This is a genomic window from Legionella londiniensis (genome assembly GCF_001467825.1).
Taxonomy (GTDB): Bacteria; Pseudomonadota; Gammaproteobacteria; order Legionellales; family Legionellaceae; genus Legionella_A; species Legionella_A londiniensis.
The window spans coordinates 1-4,778 of record NZ_LNYK01000021.1 but is presented as its reverse complement, the minus strand read 5'-3'; the positions used below and the strand labels follow the sequence as shown (position 1 = coordinate 4,778).

The following is a 4,778-nucleotide window of genomic DNA, read 5'->3' as shown; positions in this document are numbered from 1 at the left end:
GATAGTGTGGGGCCTCCCCATGCGAAAGTAGGTCATCGCCAGGGCTTTTTTATCAAGCGGCTTTGTGCCGCTTTTTTTATTTCATGATCAATAATTAATATATTTAGCCAAAATATACTTGCTATCCGTATGTATTTGGTTAAAATATGTCTAAATTTAATCATATCCCAGATAGTTATGTTTCATTTATACACACCAGGTTTTTTTCCTACTCCTTATGAAGAAGCAATTAGAAGAAAGCTCAGATCAGAACAGACCGTTTTGCAAAGTACTGAGCAATATAAGAACTTGTTGGATTTAAAATATAAAGCATCTAACTTTAGGGATAGCATCGTAGAGCTTAGACAAATTTTAAGCGCTTATTTTTTTTCATATGATTCAAAAAAGAATCTTCTGGATCTGGAGAAAGCGGTCAATGAAGCAATTGTTCATATATTAAATGACGAAGCTATTTCTCAAGAATTGAAAAATCGCATCATTAACCACAGTGATTACCTAAGCCGTGAATTAATGGAAAATAAATTCTTATTAAAATCGTTACCTGCACTTAATTTAGCAATAAACGGTTTAACTTGCGGCTTAGCGCTTACAGGCGTTTTTGTGGGCGCCACCATGATTGCTTCCGGACCGATTTTGCCAGCATTATTAGGCTTGGCCTACATGGTAATATCTGCTGCAGTTGCATTGTGTACTTTTTATTCTGCAATGGTGGAAGGGCGGCTTTTAGCCAATAAACAAATTCAGGAAATTAATGAACTTAAATCGTTATTGGTTGATGGTTTCCAGGATGAAATTCCAAATAGCCGCCTTGTCCTGAATCAGTCAATGTAGCAAGTGTTTAGATCTAATGCCCGAATTCCGGGCATGCTCTTCCCAATGTCCCGCATAACATTTTCTTAATGCGGGATGAGAATTTAGCATCTAATTTAAATATATTAAATATTTTTCGCATCAAGATATTTGTTCTTGAGATTGACATAATGTGCTGCCGAATATTCCAGATTATCCCATTCCGCAGAAGTTAATTTTCTCATTTCTTTTGCTGGGTTTCCAAGATACAGGTATCCTTTTTTTAAATGCTTGCCAGGAGGAACGAGAGAGCCTGCTGCGAGCATGACATGATCTTCTATATATGCCCCATCCAATATGACAGATCTGATGCCAATCAGGCAGTAATCTGCAATTGTGCAAGCATGCAAGATTGCGCCATGACCAATGGTGATATCATTGCCGATAATGAGCGGTTTTCCTCCGGGAGTATAAGGTCCATCATGAGTGACATGCAAGACGGCGGCGTCCTGGATATTAGTGCGATCGCCAATGGTGATGCGGTTTACATCGCCGCGAATAACAGCCATGGGCCAGATTGAGACGTCATCTCCGAGTGCCACATCGCCGATCACCATGGCGCCTGGATCAATATAAACCGAACTTCCGATGACAGGGCTTTTATGTTGAAAAGGGCGAATGTTTTGAGTCATTTATATTATCAACTATTGGGATGTCAAAAGAGGCATCTATCGTAAATTGGTTTTGATGCATTATATACTAATATTAAATCAGATTTTCACTGTTGAGATATGAAAAGTAAATGGTTTCTTTTAAAACAGAGCCTACCAATGCTTTTAACAGCGTTGCTTATCTCTTGTGAGAAGCCTAGTGAAGTGCGATACCAGGGATATGTTGAAGGCGAGAATATATTTCTTGCATCTCCTTACTCAGGTATATTGGTAAAAAAGTTAACACATCGGGGTCAGGTAGTTAAAAAAAATCAATTATTGTTTCAATTGGATTCCGAGCCGCAGATTTTGCAAATCAAGCAGGCACGAGCTGAATTAAATGAAGCGCAAAGAATTTATCAGGATTTACAAAACCCCAAGCGTAAACCGGAAATAGAAGCAATTAAAGCGCAAATCGGACAAATTGATGCTCAGTTAGAGTTGGCGCAAATTCGTGTGGCACGCTTTAAGCATCTTCATGATATGCAAGCTGGCGATAGGGATCGTTTGGATCAAGCGATAGCACGCTATGATGAATTAAAGCATTTACGATCTCAATATCAGGCAAACCTGGAGTTGGCGCAATTAGGCGGCAGAGAAGAACAAATTAATGCGCAACTTGCAAGAATTAAACGGCTGCAGGAAAAGCTTGCCGAGACAAAATGGCAGTTGGCACAGAAAAGCATTTATGCACCGGAAAGCGGCATTATTTTTGATACTTTTTACTTGCCGGGCGAGTTTGTTGCAAGCCAACAGCCTATCGCTGCGTTGCTCACCCCCAAAAATGTCCGAATCGAATTCTTTGTGCCTGCAGAACGGGTTAATGGTTTTAATCAAGGCCAAATCATCGAATTTACCTGCATGGGCTGTAAAAAAAATTATACTGCACGCGTCAGTTATATTTCTCCTGAGGCAGAATATGTGCCTCCCCTGGTTTACAGCCGGGATAATGCTGACAAACTGGTATTTCGAATTAAAGCTCAAATTCTACAGCCAGATAAATTTAAGCCTGGTCAGCCTGTGACGGTCATGGGAATTGCCCATGATTGATACTGCTGTCATAGACGTTGCTCACCTGCGGAAATCGTTTGGCGGCCATCTGGCGGTCAATGATATTAATCTTCGAGTCAGGAAAGGCGAGGTATTTGGCTTTCTTGGGCCGAATGGCAGCGGCAAAACCACCACTATCCGTATGTTATGCGGATTATTGACCCCAGATTCAGGCGAGGGAACTTGCCTTGGTTATGATATTGTTCATGAATCAGAAAAAATAAAGGCACATGTTGGCTATATGACGCAACGCTTTAGCTTTTATACTGATTTGAGCGTAGAAGAAAATCTTTATTTTATAGCGAGCATTTATGCGGTAAAAAACAGAACGCAGGCGGTAAAAACAATAATGGAAGAATTTGATTTGGGCAAATACCGCAATCATTTAGCTGGAGAATTATCCGGAGGCTGGAAACAGCGCATGGCTTTGGCAGCTTGCTTACTGCACAAGCCTGATTTATTGCTTCTTGATGAACCTACCTCAGGAATTGACCCCATTGCAAGACGCGAGTTTTGGGACAGGATTCATGCCTTGAGCGAGCAGGGGGTGACAACCCTGATGTCCACTCATTATATGGATGAAGCAGAACGCTGCACGCGGCTTGCCTATATCGCAAATGGCGAATTGCTGATAACTGGTACAGTTGACGAAGTTATCCAAAGCACGAAACTTCGCACCTGGGAAATTAAAGGAGATATTACGACTCATTTATTACAAGAAGTTAAAAAAATAAATGCAATTACCCAGGCGGTATTATTTGGCAGGCAAATCCATGTTTGCGGTTTCAAGCAGGATGTGATCGAAAAAGCGTTAAAGCGGCTAACAGAGCAATACAACATCACCTGGCAGGAAATAGATTCTACGCTGGAAGATGCTTTTATCAATTTAGTGAAAGAAAATGTCGAATTTGATTAATCCAATGATATCCATAAATCAAATAGGAGCATAACTTGACAGTTTGGATTAACTCCCGCCTGATGGCCGTGATTATCAAGGAATTTATTCAAATGCGGCGTGACAAGGCGACTTTTGCAATGATTGTAGGCATTCCCCTGATACAATTGATTTTGTTTGGCTATGCCATTAATTTAAATCCCCGCCATTTGCCGACCGGAATTGTGAATCAAGACCCGAGCCCATTAAGCAGGCGTATCTTAAAAAGCATGGAAAACTCGACTTACTTTCAATTCATCAGCCCATCATTAAGTGAGGAAGAGGCCGCTTATTTATTAAAAAAAGGGGATGTGCATTTTATCGTGAATTTTCCTCCGAATTTTACAAGAGATTTACTAAAGGGCTTAAGGCCATCTCTATTGCTGGAAGCTGATGCAACCGATCCTGCCGCAACCAGCCGCGCGCTCTCGGTCTTTACAGAGCTTGCCTATTTATCCCTGCGCGAAGAATTAACGGGTAATTTGTCGGGCTTACAGGCACGCCCTCCGCCTTATCGCCCTTTAGTTCACGCAGTCTATAATCCGCTTGCCATCACTGCTTATAATATCGTGCCCGGCTTATTAGGCGTGGTGCTGACAATGACAATGGTCATCATTACAGCCCTTGCCATTACCCGCGAATATGAAAGGGGTACTATGGAAAATTTACTGGCAACCCCATTACGTCCTTTTGAAGTCATGGTCGGTAAAATTCTTCCCTATATTATTGTCGGCTATATCCAGGTGATGCTAATTCTTTTGATGGCAAAAATTCTGTTTGGCGTACCTATGCAAGGCAGCATTATTCTTTTATTGATACTTTGCCTTCCTTTTATCGCCGCAAATTTAGCAATGGGATTGACGTTTTCTACGATTGCCAGCAATCAATTGCAGGCTGTGCAAAGCGCCATGTTTTTCTTTTTGCCTTCCATTTTACTTTCAGGATTTATGTTTCCTTTCCGTGGCATGCCAGAGTGGGCGCAGCTTCTCGGAAATTTTCTTCCGCTTACCCATTTCTTAAAGATCGTGCGCGGCATTCTCTTAAAGGGAAACGGATTTTCAGAGGTATGGCAGGAGATAGTGCCAATCCTCATCTTTACAGTTGTGGTATTATTGATTGGTTTTAAGCGGTATCGTAAAACTCTGGATTAGCCTCATAGTTTGGGTCAAGCTAAGCCGTAATCCAGAATTGATAATGATCCGAACTATTTTTTAGGTTCAATCACCATTTAATTATGCCCAAATAGCAATGGCAGCGAGAGCAATGGACGAGATAAAAATGGAGTCACAACGGTC

Annotated in this window: 5 protein-coding genes; 4 read left to right on the top strand and 1 reads right to left on the bottom strand. The window is 41.3% G+C overall.

Translation table 11 applies throughout. The features are described from left to right. Positions 1-177 precede the first annotated feature (177 nt). Complete coding sequence (locus Llon_RS08455) at positions 178-831, top strand: hypothetical protein (RefSeq protein WP_058529640.1); 654 nt, start codon at positions 178-180, stop codon at positions 829-831. A 104-nt stretch (positions 832-935) separates the two neighbouring features. Here Llon_RS08455 and Llon_RS08450 read toward each other — a convergent pair whose 3' ends face one another. Beyond that, the gene (locus Llon_RS08450; RefSeq protein ID WP_058529639.1) at positions 936-1,481 is read right to left on the bottom strand and encodes a gamma carbonic anhydrase family protein; all 546 of its coding nucleotides are present in this window, start codon (positions 1,479-1,481) and stop codon (positions 936-938) included. Positions 1,482-1,619: 138 nt separating this feature from the next. Here Llon_RS08450 and Llon_RS08445 point away from each other — a divergent pair, with 138 nt between their 5' ends. The 3 genes from Llon_RS08445 to Llon_RS08435 are packed head-to-tail and all read left to right on the top strand — an operon-like array spanning position 1,620 to position 4,634. After that, on the top strand, positions 1,620-2,549 hold the full coding sequence (locus Llon_RS08445; RefSeq protein WP_160149085.1) for an HlyD family secretion protein: 930 nt from the start codon (positions 1,620-1,622) through the stop codon (positions 2,547-2,549). Beyond that, the gene (locus Llon_RS08440; RefSeq protein ID WP_058529637.1) at positions 2,542-3,465 is read left to right on the top strand and encodes an ABC transporter ATP-binding protein; all 924 of its coding nucleotides are present in this window, start codon (positions 2,542-2,544) and stop codon (positions 3,463-3,465) included. The genes Llon_RS08445 and Llon_RS08440 overlap by 8 nt, the downstream gene beginning before the upstream one ends. Positions 3,466-3,500: 35 nt before the next feature. Continuing rightward, positions 3,501-4,634, top strand: a complete 1,134-nt coding sequence (locus Llon_RS08435) for an ABC transporter permease (RefSeq protein ID WP_237758296.1) — start codon at positions 3,501-3,503, stop codon at positions 4,632-4,634. Positions 4,635-4,778: the final 144 nt, after the last annotated feature.